The 17,112-nt window shown below is 63.1% G+C and carries 13 protein-coding genes; 7 read left to right on the top strand and 6 right to left on the bottom strand.

Features of this window, described 5'->3' with window-relative positions:
• Positions 1-7 precede the first annotated feature (7 nt).
• A complete protein-coding gene (locus J2R99_RS01175; RefSeq protein ID WP_307152687.1) occupies positions 8-1,099 on the top strand; it encodes a mandelate racemase/muconate lactonizing enzyme family protein in 1,092 nt (363 codons plus the stop codon).
• On the opposite strand, the gene J2R99_RS01170 is transcribed toward J2R99_RS01175, so the two are convergent.
• Entirely contained in the window at positions 1,046-2,404 is a 1,359-nt protein-coding gene (locus J2R99_RS01170; protein WP_307152686.1) for a class I adenylate-forming enzyme family protein, read from the bottom strand. The genes J2R99_RS01175 and J2R99_RS01170 overlap by 54 nt on opposite strands.
• Positions 2,405-2,605: 201 nt before the next feature.
• On the opposite strand from J2R99_RS01170, the gene J2R99_RS01165 reads away from it, so the two are divergent.
• The gene (locus tag J2R99_RS01165; RefSeq protein WP_307152685.1) at positions 2,606-4,750 is read left to right on the top strand and encodes an alpha/beta hydrolase family protein; all 2,145 of its coding nucleotides are present in this window, start codon (positions 2,606-2,608) and stop codon (positions 4,748-4,750) included.
• A gap of 95 nt (positions 4,751-4,845) precedes the next feature.
• Here J2R99_RS01165 and J2R99_RS01160 read toward each other — a convergent pair whose 3' ends face one another.
• From J2R99_RS01160 to J2R99_RS01145, 4 genes are all read right to left on the bottom strand, one after another.
• Complete coding sequence (locus tag J2R99_RS01160; protein WP_307152684.1) at positions 4,846-5,733, bottom strand: ABC transporter permease; 888 nt, start codon at positions 5,731-5,733, stop codon at positions 4,846-4,848.
• A 16-nt stretch (positions 5,734-5,749) separates the two neighbouring features.
• A complete protein-coding gene (locus J2R99_RS01155) occupies positions 5,750-6,700 on the bottom strand; it encodes an ABC transporter permease (protein ID WP_307152683.1) in 951 nt (316 codons plus the stop codon).
• Positions 6,701-6,771: 71 nt separating this feature from the next.
• Positions 6,772-8,430: a peptide ABC transporter substrate-binding protein gene (locus J2R99_RS01150; RefSeq protein WP_307152682.1), complete on the bottom strand. Its 1,659-nt coding sequence runs from the start codon at positions 8,428-8,430 to the stop codon at positions 6,772-6,774.
• 44 nt (positions 8,431-8,474) lie between these two features.
• Positions 8,475-10,034, bottom strand: a complete 1,560-nt coding sequence (locus J2R99_RS01145) for an ABC transporter ATP-binding protein (RefSeq protein WP_307154105.1) — start codon at positions 10,032-10,034, stop codon at positions 8,475-8,477.
• A gap of 377 nt (positions 10,035-10,411) precedes the next feature.
• Between J2R99_RS01145 and J2R99_RS01140 the strand changes: the two genes are divergently transcribed.
• The 5 genes from J2R99_RS01140 to dusA all read left to right on the top strand — a co-directional run bounded on the left by J2R99_RS01140 (position 10,412) and on the right by dusA (position 16,422).
• Positions 10,412-11,017 carry a helix-turn-helix domain-containing protein gene (locus J2R99_RS01140; RefSeq protein ID WP_307152681.1) on the top strand — a complete coding sequence of 202 codons (606 nt, stop codon included), beginning with the start codon at positions 10,412-10,414 and terminating at the stop codon, positions 11,015-11,017.
• Between the two features lie 23 nt (positions 11,018-11,040).
• The gene (locus J2R99_RS01135) at positions 11,041-12,345 is read left to right on the top strand and encodes an NAD(P)/FAD-dependent oxidoreductase (RefSeq protein WP_307152680.1); all 1,305 of its coding nucleotides are present in this window, start codon (positions 11,041-11,043) and stop codon (positions 12,343-12,345) included.
• A gap of 324 nt (positions 12,346-12,669) precedes the next feature.
• The gene (locus J2R99_RS01130) at positions 12,670-13,521 is read left to right on the top strand and encodes a GNAT family N-acetyltransferase (protein ID WP_307152679.1); all 852 of its coding nucleotides are present in this window, start codon (positions 12,670-12,672) and stop codon (positions 13,519-13,521) included.
• A gap of 141 nt (positions 13,522-13,662) precedes the next feature.
• Entirely contained in the window at positions 13,663-15,126 is a 1,464-nt protein-coding gene (locus J2R99_RS01125; protein WP_307152678.1) for an aldehyde dehydrogenase family protein, read from the top strand.
• A gap of 297 nt (positions 15,127-15,423) precedes the next feature.
• Complete coding sequence (dusA, locus tag J2R99_RS01120; protein WP_307152677.1) at positions 15,424-16,422, top strand: tRNA dihydrouridine(20/20a) synthase DusA; 999 nt, start codon at positions 15,424-15,426, stop codon at positions 16,420-16,422.
• Positions 16,423-16,446: 24 nt separating this feature from the next.
• On the opposite strand, the gene J2R99_RS01115 is transcribed toward dusA, so the two are convergent.
• Positions 16,447-17,097 carry a TIGR02281 family clan AA aspartic protease gene (locus tag J2R99_RS01115; protein ID WP_307152676.1) on the bottom strand — a complete coding sequence of 217 codons (651 nt, stop codon included), beginning with the start codon at positions 17,095-17,097 and terminating at the stop codon, positions 16,447-16,449.
• Positions 17,098-17,112 lie beyond the last annotated feature (15 nt).

Below are 17,112 nucleotides of genomic sequence, written 5' to 3'. Positions count from 1 at the left end.
TGTCCGAATGCGCATCGAGGAAGCCATCTCTCGCCCTTATGCGCTGAGGCTCGCCCGGCCCTGGGTGGCGGCAAGCGCAACGATGACGACGCGGCACGGACGCATCGTCGCGCTCGCCTCGGATGGCCTCGTCGGCTTTGGCGATTGCGCGCCGCTGCCGAGCTCCGGCGAGAAGGGTCATGCCGAGACTTTTTGCGCGCTCGACGACGTTTTGCGCACGCTGCCGGGTGAGGATGTCGATCCGCTCGCAGGTGATTTCGTCGCGACGATCGCTCAGCCGCAGGTGCGCTGGGCCGTCGAGACCGCCTGTCTCGATCTCTGCGCAAGGAAGCGCGGCCTGCCGTTGCACCGGCTTCTGAGCGAGACTTCTGCGGCTGACGTGCCCGTGAACGCCGCTCTCGGCCGCCTCGACGAAGGCTGCGCCGGCCGCGCGGTGAGAGCCGCCGAGGCGGGTTTTGCCGTCGCCAAGATCAAGCTCGGTGTCGATCCCGTGGAGAGCGAGCTTGCCGCCTTGAAAGAGGTGGTCGAAGCGAGTGGGGGGGTGCTGTCCTTTCGCTTCGACGCCAACCGCGCCTGGGAAAGAGCGGACGCGCGTTGTGTCCTGAATGCGCTCGCGGAAATGGACGGCCTGCGCGTCGATGGTGTCGAGGAGCCGCTCTCAGGGCCGACGCCGGAGGCGCTCGCATCCCTGCAGGCGGAGCTGCCGTTTCCGCTTGCCGCCGATGAATCCGTACCGGTGCTGGGGGTGGATGCGCTGCTTGAGGCGCGTGCCGTTCGCCGCCTTGTCGTCAAGCCGGCGCGCATCGGCGGCATGGCCGCGACGCTTGATCTCGCGCGCCGCGCGCATCAGGCCGGCGTGGAGCTCGTTCTGACCTCCGTCGTCGATTCCGCCATCGGTGTCATGGCGGCAGCCCATCTCGCCGCCGCTCTGCCGGCGGGGCAGCGTCTCGCGCACGGCCTCGGTACGCTCTCCTGGCTCGCCGAGGACGTGGCCGCGCCGCCGCCGATCGAGACCGGCATGATCCGGCTACCGGACCGCCCGGGTCTAGGCCTTGCCCCTTTCGATCACCTGCCCGGCGGCGATCTGTTTCAGGGCTGAACGGTCGGGCTTGCCGCTCGCAAGCAGCGGCAGTGCCGCAACCTGCACGACCGCGCGCGGGCGAAGCGCACCTTCGATATGATCGCGGCACCAGGCAAGCAGCGCCGCTTCGTCGATTCTGCCGGCATAGACCGCGGTGACGATCTCCCCCCAGACCGGGTCGGCCCGCCCGGTGACGGCCACGGCCGCAACTCCCGGAGCCTTGGCAAGCAGCGCTTCCACGCTTTGCGGCATGATCTTCTTGCCGCCACTCACGATGACGTCGTCGGCGCGGCCGAGGATGGTGATTGCGCCCGTTTCGTCGATCTCGGCCAGATCGGCCGTGAGGAACCAGCCGCCCGAAAGCCCGTCGCCTGGGGCAAGTGTCGGATTGGCATAGCCCGCCATGACGTTCGGCCCGCGAACTTTGAGTTTTCCCGATGGATCGAGCGCTACCTCGGTTTCGCCAAGCGGTTGTCCGACGAAGCCGGCCCGCCACGGACGCGGCAAAGCGGGGAGGGTGGCAAGCTGCGAGGCCGTTTCGCTCATCCCGTAGGTCGGCTGGATCGGCCAGCCGCGGGATGCTGCCCGCTCGGCAAGCTCCGGCGAGAGCGCCGCCCCGCCGATCAGCACATGCCGCAGGCTTTCGGGCGCGTCTTCTTCGTCGGCATCGAGAAGACGGGAAAGCATCGCCGGCACCAGGGAGAGGTGCGTGACGTGTCGCTCGCGTAAAGCATTTAGGATGGTCGTCGCATCGAATTTTTCGGCAATTAGCGCCTCGGCTCCCGCCAGCGCCGTGCGCACCAGGATAGAAAAGCCGCCGATATGGAAGAGCGGCAGACAGGCAAGCCAGAGGTCTCCGGCCTGAAGCGGTGCCACTGTCGCGCCCGCGCGCGCCGCGGCTTGAAGATTGGCGCCCGACAGCATCACCGCCTTTGGGTGTCCCGTGCTGCCGGACGTGGCGACGAGAAGCGCGATGCCGGAAGGCGCCACCCAGCGGCGGGAGGGTGAGGGCCCTGCGATCTGAGACGCGTCCGAAAAGGCGTCGGTCGAAAGAAAGCCCGGGCCCTCGACCGGCCGCTCTCCGACGACAAGTCCGGCCCCCGATTGGGCGATGAGATCGGCGACGACCGCCTGCGGAAGGGCTGGATCGATCGGAAAGAGCGGCGTCCGCAGATGCGGCGCGGCGAAGGCAATCCGCGCCAGGATCTCCGCCGAGGCGGTGCCTACCACGATCGGCCGGCCCGGCTCGGCGCCGGCCTCGTTCAGGAGGCGCGCGTCGCCTGGCGCAAAGGCGGCAAGCTCTGAGGCGAGAAAGAAGGACATGGCATCCTTATGACAGCAATCGGGTCACCGGCAGAAGGGGCGGCGCCAGCGCGCACTGACGCATCGGAGCGCTCCGTCGCCGCATCGGTTGCGCGATCGCGGATACACAGGCAGCTCATCTTTACGTCTTTCTTTCGTCATCTGCCCCCGCCTAAGATCAAACCTCATCGATGACGTCAGTGGGGCATGAGGATGGGGCTGGTGTGGGAGACGGGAAGTGAAATTGCGCTTTCTTCTGCGGTGACATCTGCAGATGCGGACATTTCACAGGGTGCCGTCGATGTCCTGGGCGATGTCGTTCTTCTCAATCGTGCGATCTACGGAGGAGCCGATGCTCTTCCGGATGAATATCGCGCCGATTACAACGCCGGCAGCGATCCCGATGACGTCGGCTTGCGGTCGGATCTCAATGTCTATGACCGCTACGATCTTTACCTGGCGCAGTTCGGCTTCAAGACGCTTTCCTCCTCAGAACTCGGCTTTGACGCCGGTGATATCGGCGCGAGCGAGACGAACGACGGTTACGACCAGAACTACACCTATGCCGGCGACCTCTACCGCAACAATTACCGCGTGGACGAGGATGGTGATGAAAGCGTCTTCACGCCGGCGGGGGCTGTTGCTCTCGCGGCGATCAAGGAAAACGACGCCGGCAACACGCTCTATCTCACGTTCCGCGGCACCGATGCGGACGGCATCTTCGCCGATGGAGAAGCTGGCACCGGCATCGGCCAGACGCGCTACTACGAGCAACTGCGGGCGTTCATCGACCAGGCGTTGGAATATGTCGAGGATCCGGCCAACGACGTGACCAAGGTGGTGGTCTCAGGCCACAGCCTGGGCGGCACCGTGGCGGACCTCTTCACCATCTACGACGGGGCGCGCTTTGCGGCCGTCGACGGTGTGGAGCTTGAAGTCGTCGCGCTCGCCTCCGCCGGGGTCGATCCGATCGCGCTCACCTTGATGGGCGATTACGACAGCTCGATCGTCGATATCGACGGGGTTTCGGTCTCGTTCAATACGCCGGATTGGTATTCGCAGCTCGACCATTCGGAAGACATCGTGCGCAATCCGGGCGCCTACGATGCGGTCGAGCATCTGTTCCAGGATCCAACCCAGGCGCCGATCACTGCAGCGGCGGTCGCAGCCCTTGGCGATCAGATCCACTTTGAGGACAACCGCGTCCAGTTCGATGCGCCCCTGATCGACCAGTATGCGATCTCGAAATCCTTCGATACGAACTTTCTTGCCGAGCATTATGCGAGTTTCTATGAGCTCGTCGAAGGCGAGTTCGCGCTCGTTGCCGGCGTGGCGCCGACGCTCGATTACGACCGCTACATCACCTTGAATGGCACCAACGAGCGCCTCGACGACGTCTCCGACGACAATCAAGTGAACGGTTGGAACGTGCCGATCGACGACGAAGGCAATTACGCCTCGGCCAGCGACGATATTTTCATCATGGGGCTCGATGGAAGAGACACGATCACGACCGGCAGCGGCGATGATTTCCTCACCGGCGGCGCCGGTGACGATCGGCTCAATGCAGGCTCAGGCGACGATGTGGTCCTGGGCGACGTGCCGGGATCGACCGGCCGCGATGTCATCGCTTCGGGCGTCGGTGACGATACGGTTTATGGCGGTGGCGGGGACGACGATGTGAACGCCGGAGACGGCCTCGATCTCGTCTTCGGCGGCACCGGCGACGACACCATGATAGGTGGCACCGGCGCGGACACGCTCTATGGCGGCGCGGGCGGCGACCTCGCCTATGGCGGAACCGCCAACGACCAGCTTGGCGGTGGCGACGGGGACGACACGTTGTGGAGTGGCAGCGGCGACGACAGCCTCTTCGGCGGCAGCGGGGCGGACGAGATCGGTGGCGGTTCGGGCAATGATCTCGCTTTCGGCGGCGTCGGTGACGACATCGTCTATGGCGGTGATAGCGCCGATCAGCTCTGGTTGGGCGCGGGATCCGACACGGCCTATGGTGGCGCCGGCAACGACGTTATCGGCGCGCGGGAGGGCAACGACCTTCTCGACGGTGGCGACGGCAACGATACCCTCTATGCGGGAGCCGGCGCGGACACGCTCACCGGCGGTGCCGGTGCCGATATCCTCTATGGAGGCTCAGGCAGCGATCTCTTCGTTTTCGGCGCAGCCAGCGGTGCCGACATCGTCGTCGACTTCGATCAGGATGAGGGCGACGCAATCGATCTTGAGGGGCAGACGGCGACGGCCTCGGAGAACGACGATGGCGATCTCGTCCTGGCCTTGTCGGGTGGCGGCAGCGTCGTCTTTGTCGGGCAGACGATGGAGACGTTCGACCTCGATCTCTACGCCTGAGTTTTTCGCCTCTTCAATGCGCTCCGTCGCGCGTGGACATCCCTCGCGGCCCTTGCCTTTTGCGCCGGGCAGGTGTTGCCGCGGTATCGCACTTGTCATCCCCCGTCGGCACGTACATCCAGGGCATCGCGCAGGCCGTCTCCGATGAAGTTGAAGCCGGTGACGGCCATTGTGATCGCGATTCCGGGAACGATGGCGAGCCAGGGCGCAGTTTCCAGATATTGCTGGGCGCCGTTCAGCATGTTGCCCCAGCTGGGTAGCGGCGGCTGGATGCCATAGCCGAGAAAGCTGACATAAGCCTCGGTCAGGATCGCGCGCGCCACGGTGAGTGTCGCGGCGACGATGATCGGCCCCATGGCATTGGGCAGCACTTCACGGAACATCATGTGGCTGCGACTAAGGCCAAGCATCTGGCCTGCCAGGACGAATTCACGCTCCCGCAGCGAGCGGACTTCGGCCTCGACGATGCGCGACACTTCCATCCAGCTGGTGAGCGCGATGATCACCGTGATCACGGCGGGGCTCGGTTTGAGGACGGCGGCCAATGCGAGGACGAGGAAGATCGAGGGGAATGCCAGGAAGGCGTCGACCAGACGCATGAGCACAGAGCCGATCCACCCGCCACGATAGCCGGCGACCACGCCGACGAGAGCGCCGACGAAGGTGGAAAGGATCATCGCGATCAGCCCAACCAGAAGGGAGATCCGGCCGGCCTCCAGCAGGCGCGCGGCAAGATCCCGCCCGAGGGGATCGGTGCCGAGATAATGGTCGCCGGTGAACGGCGGCGAAAAGCGTGCACGGATGTCGATCTGCAGCGAGTCGTGCGGCAGCAGCCAAGGCCCAAAAATGCAGGCCAGCGCAAGCGTCACGATAATCACGGCGCCCACGAGCGCCAGCTTGTGCTGCATGAAACGCCTGGCGGTCCGGCTTCGCCACCAACGTTCGCGACGCGGGGATCGAGGGGTTGCCGAAAGTGCGGTCATGTCGCTCTCCTCTGGGTCAGGCGAGACGGATGCGCGGGTCGACCATCGACACGACGATATCGGCGATCAGGTTGCCGAGCAGCGTCAGGAAGGCCGAAAGCATCAGCAGCCCCATGACCACCGGATAATCGCTGTAGCTCAGGCTATCGAGGAACAGCCGTCCCATTCCGGGCCAGGTGAAGACGGTCTCCGTCACCAGCGCGCCGCTCAGAAGCTGCGGCAGCTGCATTCCGGCGAGCGTGATCATCGGCAGCAGGGCATTGCCGACGACATGCTTCATCAGCACACGTTTTTCGCGGACGCCCTTGGCGCGGGCGGTCTTGACGAAGTCCTGATGAATGACGTCGAGCGTCGCCGTCCGCATGTAGCGGCTCCACACGGCGACATGCACGAGCGACAGGACGAGGCTGGGCAGGATCAGATGATGCAGATAGCCCAGAACCGTTTCGTTGCCGATCGTGTACATGTTCCCGGCAGGAAACCAGCCGAGCTTCAAGGAGAAAATGTAGATCGAGACCAAGCCGAACCAGAAGGTTGGGATCGACAACGCCACCATGGCGCCGACGGTGGCCGTGTAGTCGAAGAGCGAATATCGGTGTGTCGCCCCGCGGATCCCGATCCAGGTGCCGATGGCGATGGAAATGGCCATCGACGAACCCATCAGGATGAAGGTCGCGAATATATGGCGCCCGATCACTTCGGTCACCGGCGCGCCGTCACGGTAGGACGTGCCCCAATCGCCGTGGAGCATCCGCCAGGCCCAGTCCAGATACTGGATCGGAAGCGGCCGGTTCAGACCCATCTGCTCTTTGAGACGCTCCAGATCGGCAGCGGTCATGCCCGGATCAAGCGCGTATTGCGACAGCGGCCCCCCCGGGATGAGGTTGAGGATCGTGAAGCCGATGATCGACACGATGATAAGGAGAAGAAGGCTTTGCCACAGGCGATTGAGCAGAAATGGGAGCATTCAGCGGTCTCGGAAATACGAGGTGGGCGTCAGGCCCGCCGCCGCAGAGGCGGCGACGGGCGCCAGAGATGTCAGCTGACCCAATACCAGCTGGCGGCGTTCCAGGATTCCGTGCGGGTGTTGCCGTTGGGCTCGAAGCCCTCGATCCCGGACTTGCGCCCGTGAATGAAGTTCTCGGCAAAGAGTGGCAGGAACGGCAGCTCGTGACGGACGATCTGTTGCACCTCGTCGTAGATGACCTTGCGCTCGGCCGGGTCGAAGATGCGCGTGCCCTTTTCCAGGAGCTCGTCGATGCGGGCGTTCTTGATCTGCACGTTGTTTGAACCGGAGCCGCCCTGTGCGGTGATCGCTTTAGAATGGAAGCGGTTGGTGACGTCCGGGTCCGAGCCGATCAGGTAGGTGGTGCCGACGACCGCCGTGTCGAAGCGCGACTGCATCCAGAAATCGCCCCACATCACCGCAGCCGGCATGTTTTCAATCGTCATCTCGACGCCGACCTGTTGCAGCATTTGCTGGACGAATTGCTGCATCTGTTCGCGCAGATGATTGCCGGACGTGGTGGAGTTCTTGAAGGAAAGCCGCACGCCGTCCTTTTCGCGTATACCGCCCGCCCCGCGTTTCCAGCCGGCTTCGTCGAGAAGCGCATTGGCCTTGTCGGGCGAGTATTCGTGCAGCGGCAGGTCCGGATAATAGTAGTAGGAGTTGCGCGGCACATAGCTTTCGACAGGATCATGCACCCCGTAGTAGATCGCGTCGATGATCGCTTGCTTGTCGATGGCCGCGTAAAGGGCTTCGCGCACCGCGAGTTCCTTGAATTGCGGACGCTCCAGGTTGAGCGCGATCGATTCAATCGACGGAGCCGGTTGCAGCACCAGCGTGCGATCGGAGAGGGTCTTGGCTTCTTCGTAATTGTCCGGCGTGATGTACATCCGGCCCAAAAGGTCGATGTCGCCGCTGCGGAACTGCGTGAAGTGCACGGTGATGTCCGGGATATACTTGAATACAAGCCGTTCCAGGTAGGGTCCTTCGCCGTGATAGTCGGCATTGGCGAGCAGTTCGACGCGGTCGCCGGCCAGACGACGGTCCCATTTGAACGCACCGGTGCCGATCGGACTCTGGTTGAAGGGAGCGCTGTTGGGATCCTCGACGCCTTCGAAGGCATGTTTGGGAACGATGAAGGTTTCCGTCAGGAAGGACAGGTAGGGCGAAAACGGCTCTTCCATCCGCCACGTCAGTTCCGTCGGAGAGACCACGGTGATGTCGCGCACAAAGGCATGCCCGGCCGTTCGCCAGGCGCGGAAATCGGGATTCACGATCAGCTCGAGCGTGAATTTCACATCTTCTGCCGTAAACGGCTTGCCGTCGTGCCATTTCACGTCGTCGCGCAGTTTGATGCGCCATTCGGTGCCATCCTCGGAAATGCCGCCGTTGGCCTGGGTGGGCACCTCGGTTGCGAGATTGGGCACGACCTCGCCTTCAGGCGTGAAGCGGAACAATGCGTCGAAGACCGAGAAGTGCACGCCGTCGTCGACTTCGATTTTGACCATCAACGGGTTGAAGACGGTGGGTTCCTGCACGAGGCCCACGATCACCCGGCCCTCCGGGGAGCCCTCGGTCTGCGCAAAGGCCGGCTTGCCGAGCAGATTGGGGGCCATCAGGGTGGCGCCGGCGGCGCCCATAAGTCCGAGCGCACCGCGCCGGGTCAAAGTTATACTTTTCTTCTCGGTCATCGACTCTTCCCTCTCGAAATGAACGGTTTGGTGGGTTGGCGGCTTCAGGCGGCCGCCTTTTCCCCCGGGATTGCTGCCACCAGCTCTCGTGTGTAGTCGCTCTGGGGATTGAGAAAGATCTGCGAGGGCGGTCCCATCTCGACGATGCGGCCCTTCTGCATCACGGCAATTTCGTCACTGATCTGCGAGGCGACACGCAGGTCGTGGGTGATGAACACCATCGAGACGCCTGTCTCCCGCTGGATCCGGTCAAGCAATTCGAGGATCTGTGCCTGGATCGACACATCCAGTGCCGAGACCGATTCATCTGCGACGAGGAGACGTGGTTTGAACATCAGCGCCCGGGCGATGCCGACACGTTGGCGCTGACCTCCGGAGAACTCGTGCGGGTAGCGATCGAAGGCTCCGGGGTCGAGGCCGACCTCGGAGAGCAAGGCAAGCGCCTCGGCCTTCGCTTGTGAAAAGGACATGCCATGAGCGCAGGGACCGACGGTCAGGATCTGGCCGATGGTTGAGCGTGGATTGAGCGAGGCGAATGGATCCTGAAAGATCATCTGGATCCGCGGGCGGAGCGGGCGAAACTCGGCCTCCGACATCGGGGCGATATCGGTGCCTTCGAAAAAAATCTCACCGCCGTCGCATTCGATCAGCTTGACCAGAAGGCGACCCATCGAGGATTTGCCCGAACCGCTTTCGCCTACGACGCCAAGCGTGCGCCCCGGCAGCAGGTCGAAGCTGGCGCCCTGAACCGCCTTGACGACGCGCTCGGTGCCGAACATTCGACTGCCGCTGCGATAGGTCTTGACGAGGTTGCGCACCTTCAGAATGGGTGTGTCGCTGCGAGCGACATGGGGCGTGCGGTCCTGCCCGATGATGTGTGGGACCGCTGCGATCAGGCGCTTGGTGTAGGGATGGGACGGGGTTTTGAGGACCGTATCCGCATCGCCCTGCTCGACGATCTTGCCCTTTTCCATCACCACGACATTGTCGGCAATCTCTGCCACGACGCCGAAATCGTGGGTGATGAACACCACGCTCATATTCTTGCGGTGCTGGATGTCTTTGATCAGCGCCAGGATTTGCGCCTGAGTGGTCACATCCAGGGCGGTCGTCGGTTCGTCGGCGATCAGGATGCCAGGCTCGAGCGCCAGCGCCATTGCGATCATGACGCGTTGCCGCTGCCCGCCGGACAGTCGGAACGGGTATTGCCGGAACATCGTCGCAGGGTCAGGCAGCCCGACCTCTTTCAATAGCTCGATGGCACGCGACTTGCGTTCGCTCTTGGTGCCGACCGCATGGGCGGACATGACCTCGACAATCTGTTCGCCGACGGTCATCAGAGGATTGAGCGCGGAGAGCGGGTCTTGGAAGATCATCGACACCTTCCGCCCGCGCATGTCGCGAAGCGCCGCAGGATTCATGGACTGAATCTCCGTGGTGCCCACGTAAATGCTGCCTTCACCGACGCGAATGCTGAAAGGGAGGAGCCCCATGATGGCGTTCGCGGTGATCGACTTTCCCGAGCCCGATTCCCCGATGATGCAGAGAATCTTGCCCGGTATGAGATCAAACGAGATCTGCGAGACCGCGTAGGAGCGCTCCATCCCTTTGGGAAGGTTCAATGTCAGGTTTCTGACCGAAAGCGCGGCGTCCTGGCCGAGCGGGCGCGGGTTGGGCTCGATCGTCACGAAACGCTCCTCCTGCCATGCTTGACGTAGGTGAGCATATATTGAAATTAGCCGCAAGAATTTTGATGTTTCGCTCCGTTCGATAGGGTCTTTTGCCCTCAGGGCAAATCATATAAGCATCTGAAAAATATGATGAAATATAGAATTGTCTAATTTTCAGGCGTCGATGAAAATGAGGCGTTTCCAGTTGAAATTTCAAAATTTTGCGTGCATTGTGCGGCGTACGAGGACGCCGTCAGGCATTGCTGAACCGGGCCTTCTGCTGGCACACGTTTACCGGAAGGGGGTCGTCTATGGATCGGAAGTCCACGGTTCACGCTGAAGCCGGCGAAGATTCCGTCGGGGCTACTCTGCGCCTGTTGCGCAAGCAGAAGGGAATGTCTCTGAAGGCGCTTGCCGAAGCGTCGGGTGTTTCCGTGGGCATGATCAGCCAGGTCGAGCGCGGGCTCGCCAATCCGTCGGTGCGTCTGCTCACCTCTTTGCGGAGGGCGCTGAATGTCTCATTTCAGGAGCTTTTTACAAAGCCTGCATCCGAGACGGAGCATGCGGGAGATCCCGATTTTGTCCGGCGCGCAGACAACCGCCCGATCATCGATCTCGGAGATTTGCAGAAGGAATTGCTGACGCCGACAGACAAGCCGCACCTGCAACTGATGATCATTCACATCGATCCCGGTGCGGAATCGGGCGGGTGGGCGCTCAGTTATCCTGCAGAAAAGGGCGGTCTCGTCATTAGCGGTGAAGTTCTTCTGAGTGTTGACGGCAAAAATGTTGCGCTGTTGCCGGGAGATAGCTTCGCCTTCGACGGTATGCTTCCCCATAGCCTGAGCAATGTGAGTTCCGAGACGGCATCAGTGCTGTGGATCATCGGCGCTGTTCAGTTCGATCGCCATCTATAAAACCATCCTTCAGAGATAGGCCAATGTCGAAAACTGCTCAAATCCAAAACAGTCCTTATTGGTGGATCGCCGCCCCCGTCCGCCCGCTCCCTGTTCATCCCCTGCCGCAGAAGACCGATGTGCTGATCGTCGGAGCCGGCTTTGCGGGGCTGGCCGCAGCGGTGGTCCTAGCCCGTGCGGGAAGGTCGGTCGTCGTCGTGGACAAGATGATGCCTGGGGAAGGCGCATCGTCGCGCAATGGTGGCATTACGAGCGGCAACATTCGGCCGAGCTTCGATGAGCTTTCCCGCCGCTTTGGCGAAGAGCGCGCGCTGGCCATCGAGGCCGAAGGCAAGACAGCTCGGGAATTCCTGTACGACTTCATTCGCAGCGAAAAGCTCGACTGCGATTTTCAGCTGGTGGGCAAGTTTGGCGGCGCCATCGGCGCGGAGCAATATGAAGCCGGTGCGCGCACTGCGGAGACGCTGCATAAGCGGCTTGGAATAGAAACCTTCGCCGTGCCGCGGGCCGAGCAGTCCCGCTATATCGGCAGTGACTTCTATCGCGGTGGCCATGTGCGCATGGACATCGGTGGGCTTCATCCGGCCAAACTCGCCGCAGAGCTTCTGCGCCTCGCGCTGGAAGCCGGTGTGAGCGTGCATTCCGGGACTGAGGTGAAGGGTGTTCGTCGCGAAGGCGCGGAATTCTCCGTCGAAACCGCGGCAGGCATGGTCTCGGCCAGACAGGTTCTGGTCTGCACCAATGGCTACACTGACGGCTCCGATCCTTGGCTGAGGCGTCGGCTGATCCCGGTTCGAAGCCGGATTGTCGTGACCGACCCCTTACCCGCCGAGGTGATGGATCGGTTGATGCCGAACCGCATGATGTACAGCGAAGGGCTGATCCTCGGGCATTATTTCCGTCCGACGCCGGACGGCACGCGCATTCTTCTGGGCGGGCGCGATGCCTCCAGTGGCACCGACGAAGCCGGGCCCACGGAGAAGATCCGCCAGGGGTTGGTGCGGATCTTCCCGGAGCTGGAAACCACGGGGCTCAGTCACAGCTGGTACGGCCATGTCGCCATGCACAGAGACATGGTTCCGCGTATTTTCGAGCGCGAAGGCGTGACCTATGCCACCGGCTTCTGTGGCTCTGGTGTCGTTTGGGCGCCCTGGCTCGGAACCCGCGCCGCGCACAAGCTGCTGGGAGACGATCAGGGCCGGACCGCTTTCGAGTTTCGTCCCCCGGCGGCAATCCCGTTCTACAACGGCAAGCCTTATTTCCTTCCCGCGCTCATCGAAGGCTATCGTCTGCGTGATCGGCTCTCGATGGCACGGGCCACGCGCTGAGAAGGAAACGACGTTCCTCCTTCGCTTTATCGATGTGAGCAATTGCGGAAAGACTGTCGTCGTCACCTCCGCTCCGGAGGCCGCCGGCAGTCTTTGCGAAGTGACATGGTCTCAGGCAATCGCGGACGAAGACAACAACCGAAGCCGCGGCGGCGGTCATTCGCCCGCAACGTCGCAACGGCACCGATCACGGTTGGGCTGCTCACCTGCGTGGTTTTGGAGGTCACCGGAAGGCGACCAGGCCACGCTTTTGATGCTGCGAGGGGCCGACGACCGCGCCGCTTTTGTCTCCGGCAGGGCGTGGTCCGCAACAAGGAGAACCCAATGAGTGCCACGGCTCAGGCAAGTGTCGAACTGATCGACCTGATGCCCGAACACATCCCCCACGCGCACCGCCTCTCAGTGCAGGAAAACTGGCCCCATCGACCCGAAGACTGGGCGCATCTCCTGGAACTCGGCAAGGGTCGGGGCGCCGTGCTCGACGGGCAATTGGTCGGGACCGCCAACTTCGTTCCCTACGGGGATGCGGCCGGCACCTGCAACATGATCATCGTCGATCCTTCGATGCGCGGGATCGGGCTCGGTCGGCGGTTGATGCAGGCGGCGCTCGATGCGGCGGGGGACAGAGAATGTCGTCTGATCGCGACCGACGCAGGCCGTCCTCTCTATGAAAAGCTAGGCTTTGCCGTGACCGGCATGATCACCCAGTATAACGGCACCGCAGTGAAGATGGATGCCCCCGGCAGTGCCGAAAAGGCGGTGCCAGACGATCTCGACGCGCTGGCGGCATTGGATCTGGAAGCGATCGGAATGAACCGTCGCTCCCTGCTGGCGCTATTGCTGCGTGAGGGTGACGTGTGGGTGCGGCGCCACGGGAGTGTGCTTGAGGGGTTCGTGGTGCTCCGCAAGTTCGGTCGCGGCATGCTGATCGGCCCGCTGGTGGCACGTGACGATGCGATAGCTCAGGGCCTTCTTCGGGACGGTATCGCCCGCTCAGCCGGGGGGTTCCTGCGCTTCGATCTGACCGCCGCGGGAGATGGCCTGGCCGCGATTGCGACAGAAGCCGGCCTCAAGCGGATCTCGACAGGTCTCGCCATGACACGACCGGGAGCCGCTCCGCTCCGACGCACCGGACCGGCAAAGGTCTACGCCCTCGCAAGTCAGGCGCTCTGCTGAGCGCTCGATAGGGCCCGAGCGCATCGTCCGCGCCAGAGACGAGGCCGGGCGCTTCCCGGGCCGCGACGGATCTCGGCGTCGCCTCTGCCGCAGCGCCCGACCAGCATCGCCGACCTTTTCTCAGCTAAACAGGAATGCCCAATGTCCCTCAGCTTCGACCCTGACAGCCTTGACCTGCCCCGGGGCCACTTCATCGACGGCGCCTATCTTCAGGGTCCGGATGTGATCGAGGTGTTTGCCCCGTCTGATGGGCGCAAGCTGGCCTCCGTCCCGCTCGCCGACGCGCGAATCGTGGACCGGGCCGTTGCCTCGGCGAAGACGGCGCTGGAACGCTCGGGATGGGCAGGCTGCGCGCCGCGTGACCGGGTCCGTGTTCTGCATGCCTTGGCGGACCTGATCGAGGCCGAGGCGACGACGCTGGCCCGGCTGGAATCGATCTCGTCTTCGCGACCGATTGGCGAGGCGACAACAGGCGACGTGATGGTTGCTGCCGAACAGATCCGCTTCTTTGCCGAGTTCGCCGACAAAGAATGCGATGCGCTGGTGCCGACATCGGAGGCTCAGATGGGCTTTATCGCGTCCGAACCTTATGGCGTCGTCGGCGCTATCACAGCCTGGAATGTGCCGATCGCGCTTGCGGGATGGAAGCTGGGGCCGGCACTCGCGGCGGGCAATGCCGTCGTGCTCAAACCGTCTGAAATGACGCCGTTTTCGACGCTTTATCTGGCAGAGCTTGCGGTTCGGGCCGGGCTTCCGGCGGGGCTCTTCAATGTGGTGATCGGCGATGGTGTCACCACCGGCGAGGCGCTCGTGGCGCATCCCGACATCGGCAAGGTCTCGTTCACGGGATCGACGCGTGCAGGCGTGGCCGTGATGGAAAATGCGGCCCGCAACGGCATCAAGCCGGTGACGCTGGAACTGGGCGGGAAATCGCCCCAGGTCGTCTTCGCTGATGCTGACATTGAACTTGCAGCCAAATGCATCACCCGCACAATCCTGAGCAATGCGGGGCAGGGCTGTGTGGCCGGCTCGCGTGTTTTGGCTGAGGCATCGGTGGCTCAGGAACTCTGCGACCGCATCGTGACGCTGATGCGCGCCGTTCGCCCCGGGCCGACATGGGATGACAGCACGACCTTTCCGCCGATCATCTCCGAAGGTCAGCTCTCGAGGATCAGCGCGATCCTGGACACCTCCCGTGAAGCTGGCGCGCAGGTCGTGTGTGGCGGTGCGCGCTTCGACCGGAAAGGCAGCTTCTATCAGCCGACCCTGGTCACGGATGCGCCGGAGGAGTCCCCCGTCATGCGCGAGGAGGTGTTCGGGCCGGTCTTGTCGTTGCAGTCTTTTAGCAGCGAAGACGAGGCGGCGACGAAGGCGCGCCATCCGACCTACGGTTTGAGTTCCGGGCTTTTCACCCGCGATCTGTCGCGGGCCCTGCGCATGATCCGGCGTCTGGAGGCCGGCACTGTTTGGGTCAACCGCTACGGCCGCTCCCGCGACCACATCCTGCCGACGGGCGGATGGAAGGCCTCCGGCCTGGGCAAGGATCTGGGGCGCGAGGCATTCCTCGCCAACCGGCGCACGAAATCGGTTCTCATCGATCTCTGAGATCCGCTCGCATCCATCCCTGGGTGTCTCCGCTTTGCTGGGGGATGCCCATTCAGCTGCCGCGACTACGACCATTCAATCGCTAAGTTGCGAAGGATCTTTGCCGCGAAGCGGTGAGATCGGCTGCCACCTCCCTTGCTGAATCAGGGCTTGGCATTGAAGAGAGCCAAGAAATCGTTTCATTGTGCTCCGAGGATGCGCGATCACCCAGGCGAGATGGAGGTGTCGCAAATCGGTGGACGGCGGCTTTTAGCGCCTGTCCGTTCAATTGCGGCGGGACTTTGTGTCGGAATATAAGTGACTGAATATAAACATAAATTCGCAGTTGCGCCGATGATCGACTGGACCGATCGGCACTGCCGCTATTTCCATCGCGGGCTGACGCGGCGGGCGCTTCTCTATACGGAGATGCTGACAGCCGATGCCCTCATTCATGGCGATCGCGACCGGCTGCTCGGTTTTGATGCTGAGGAGCATCCCGTCGCCCTGCAGCTCGGCGGCAGCGATGCGGCGAAGCTTGCCGCGGCGGCCCGCATCGGCGCCGATTTCGGCTATGACGAAATCAATCTCAATGTCGGCTGCCCGTCCGACCGGGTGCAATCGGGCACGTTCGGCGCCTGTCTGATGCGTGAGCCGGAAGTTGTCGGGCGTGGTGTTGCCGCCATGAAGGCGGCCGTCGATCTGCCGGTCACGGTGAAATGCCGCTTGGGCGTCGACGATCAGGATATCGAGACGGCGCTCGATGCACTCGCCGATCAGGCCTTTGCTGCGGGAGCCGACGCGCTCTGGGTGCATGCGCGCAAGGCCTGGCTTCAGGGTCTGTCGCCAAAGGAAAATCGCGACGTGCCCCCGCTCGACTACGACCGCGTCTATCGATTGAAAATGCGCTGGCCGGATCGTTTCATCGGCATCAATGGCGGCATCACGGATCTTGCGGCAGCAAAGGCACATCTTGAGAAGGTCGATGGTGTCATGCTTGGTCGCGCCGCCTATCAGGATCCGGGCCTTCTCGCCGGTGTCGATCGCGAAATCTACGTCGAAGAGGCGCCCACAACCGATCTCATCGACGCGGCGCGGAGGATGTGCGCCTATGCCGAGGCGCATTGCGCCGCTGGCGGGCGCATGGCGGCGGTGACTAAGCCGATGATCGGCCTCTTTCACGGCCGGCCGGGCGCGCGCATCTGGCGGCGCATTCTGACGGTCGAAGGGGTGAAGGCGGGCGCCGGGCCGGAGGTCATCGAAAAGGCGCTCGCAGGCCTTGCCGAAGCCGGCGGGCTTGAAAGCCTCGCCGCCTGAGCGACGAGCCCGGGCGGAGCCCGATCAGCTCTGCGGCGTGATGATGAGTTCGCCGTTCTCCACCCGCCAGGAGGCGAAGCGGTTGAGAACGTTCATGCCGAGAAGGTTGGAGAAGAGCTGGCCCTCCTGCGCCACGCCGGCCGGCACGTTGTTGAGGGTGAGTGGGCCGATCTTGAGCGTATGGATTTCGGCGCGCGCCTGCAGCGTGATGCCGTTGGCCGTCTCCACCATCCGGTCAAAACGCAGGGCCGTCACGTCGATGCCGGCCCGTGCGGCGTCCTCATAGGTCAGAACGAGGCTCGAAGCGCCTGTATCGACCAGGAAGTCGAGCTCATGACCGTCGACATCCGCGGTGAGCTTGAAATGCCCGTTGGAGCTGCGGCCGACATTGAGCACCTGTCGCCCACTGTTGTCGACGCTCACCGTCATGCGCCCGGGTGCCAGGACGTCGATCACCGGTCCGGCAAAGCGCGTCAAAGGCTCGCGATAGGCATAGACCACGACCAGCCCGACGAGGACGGCGATCCAGATGAAGGCGTGTTTTGCGGCCGTACCGAGGCGTCCGCGATAGGCGGTAAGGCCGCCCACGACGAGAAGCAGGACGCCAATGAGGTAGACGACGCGGGGCCATTGCGCGTCGCCGGAACCGAGGATGATGAGCGATTGGTCGAGCATGGGCCCCAGATGGGG

This window comes from Rhodopseudomonas julia (assembly GCF_030813515.1).
Lineage (GTDB): Bacteria > Pseudomonadota > Alphaproteobacteria > Rhizobiales > Afifellaceae > Afifella > Afifella julia.
The sequence above is the reverse complement of the archived record's forward strand: the minus strand, read 5'-3'. Positions and strand labels throughout refer to the sequence as shown.

Coding starts and splice junctions, on each gene's coding strand:
- J2R99_RS01175 (WP_307152687.1), top strand. CDS start 8: ATGCGCATCGAGGAAGCCATCTCTCGCCCTTATGCGCTGAGGCTCGCC.
- J2R99_RS01170 (WP_307152686.1), bottom strand. CDS start 2,404: ATGTCCTTCTTTCTCGCCTCAGAGCTTGCCGCCTTTGCGCCAGGCGAC.
- J2R99_RS01160 (WP_307152684.1), bottom strand. CDS start 5,733: ATGACCGCACTTTCGGCAACCCCTCGATCCCCGCGTCGCGAACGTTGG.
- J2R99_RS01155 (WP_307152683.1), bottom strand. CDS start 6,700: ATGCTCCCATTTCTGCTCAATCGCCTGTGGCAAAGCCTTCTTCTCCTT.
- J2R99_RS01150 (WP_307152682.1), bottom strand. CDS start 8,430: ATGACCGAGAAGAAAAGTATAACTTTGACCCGGCGCGGTGCGCTCGGA.
- J2R99_RS01145 (WP_307154105.1), bottom strand. CDS start 10,034: ATGGAGCGCTCCTACGCGGTCTCGCAGATCTCGTTTGATCTCATACCG.
- J2R99_RS01140 (WP_307152681.1), top strand. CDS start 10,412: ATGGATCGGAAGTCCACGGTTCACGCTGAAGCCGGCGAAGATTCCGTC.
- J2R99_RS01135 (WP_307152680.1), top strand. CDS start 11,041: ATGTCGAAAACTGCTCAAATCCAAAACAGTCCTTATTGGTGGATCGCC.
- J2R99_RS01130 (WP_307152679.1), top strand. CDS start 12,670: ATGAGTGCCACGGCTCAGGCAAGTGTCGAACTGATCGACCTGATGCCC.
- J2R99_RS01125 (WP_307152678.1), top strand. CDS start 13,663: ATGTCCCTCAGCTTCGACCCTGACAGCCTTGACCTGCCCCGGGGCCAC.
- J2R99_RS01115 (WP_307152676.1), bottom strand. CDS start 17,097: ATGCTCGACCAATCGCTCATCATCCTCGGTTCCGGCGACGCGCAATGG.